The sequence below is a fragment of the Natrinema sp. H-ect4 genome (genome assembly GCF_041894845.1).
Lineage (GTDB): Archaea > Halobacteriota > Halobacteria > Halobacteriales > Natrialbaceae > Natrinema.
Genome location: NZ_JBHDYC010000045.1, coordinates 1 through 1414, shown reverse-complemented (window position 1 = coordinate 1414; position 1414 = coordinate 1). Strand labels below are relative to the sequence as shown.

At 53.7% G+C, this 1414-nt stretch carries 1 protein-coding gene; it reads left to right on the top strand.

The annotated features are described in order from the left end of the window. The first annotated feature begins 52 nt into the window (after positions 1-52). Positions 53-1198, top strand: a complete 1146-nt coding sequence (locus tag ACEWFR_RS23710; protein WP_374063340.1) for an IS4 family transposase — start codon at positions 53-55, stop codon at positions 1196-1198. Positions 1199-1414: the final 216 nt, after the last annotated feature.

The following is a 1414-nucleotide window of genomic DNA, read 5'->3' as shown; positions in this document are numbered from 1 at the left end:
CTGTCCCGTTTCGAGTACTTAAATCCGATGTGAGCCCGTCAGACTTGGCCTGATGACGAATCAGTCACTGACAATCGCGGGTGAATTTTACTCGCTGGTCGACTGCGTCGACAGCGAGTTCATCGCCGATCAGTTCGATATCGGCACCTACACGAACAAGCACGACTTTGAGAACCATCTCAAGGTCGGCATCTTTGAGGGAATCAATCCGTCTGACTCGCTCGCTGAACTTGCTGAACAGACAGCCACACATGGTCAGCTAGAGGAAATGGCTGCATCGACCTTCTCCCGGCGAACGAACGACCGCGACTACCGCGCGGTCGTTCGTGTCTTCTTCGAACTGCTCCATTCACCCCAACTGTATCATCAACGCAGTGTTCAACGAAAGCGCCTCGAATGGCTCGATCGAGCGGTCGTCGCTCTCGATGGAACAAATCTCGCACTCACCAGGTCGGTCGCTGTCCCGAGTGAATTGCATGATGGTGAGACCGTTGACGAGATCAAGTCAGGCGACCGCGGTCTCAAATTCAACCTGGCCGCACGCGTGGACGGACACGCCAAGCAGACTCTTGGCGTGTCCGTTACAGCAGGCGAGACACGCGAACCAACACAGTTCGACCATCTCCAGGACGATGTCGAGGTCTTTGGAGACCTCGACTCGCCGATTCGCGTGTTTGATCGTGGCTATCTCGACTATGACCGCTTCTGTGCGTTGAAAGAGCGAGAGGAAGACTTCGTATGTTTGTTGCAGTCAGATTCTCGGGTCGATGTCCTGGAGCGAATCCAGGACATCGACATCACTGACGAAGCGGGAACGCGCCACGTACGTGACGCGTTGATTGAACTCGCCGAGACCGGCGAAACGTTTCGGCGAATCGTGTTCGAGGACGTGGATGGAGAGGAGATAGCGTATTTGACGACGCTATCTCCTGCGGATTATGATCCAGTGGATGTGATGAACATCTACACGCTTCGGACACTCATCGAGATTCTGTTTCGTGAGCTAAAGCAGTATATGAACATCGAGAACTTTCACTCACAATCGGTGAACGGCGTCTTGTTCGAGTTGTTCTGTACATTGATAGGCTACGTCTTGGTCGAATGGTTCCGGCACTGCCACCCGCTGCGGGGTGGCGTGCCGGAAGCGATCCGTATGATTCGAACACGGTGGAATCAGTCGCGTCGGGCCTACGGATGAGTCACTCGAAGACACGGTGAGAGCGCCGCCGCAGGAGCGGCGGCACTCTCTCCAACAAAAGAATATATGCTATTAAACCTGAGTTTAGACTCTCCCAACTGGTTGATCAGGTCTTCTTCTGATTCGTACTCCGTCGATCATTCCGTGATCTGATGAATTGCTGCCTTCCCCCCTGGTTTCTCGCTCGGTAGTCTTATCAAGTCGAAATAGGACAGA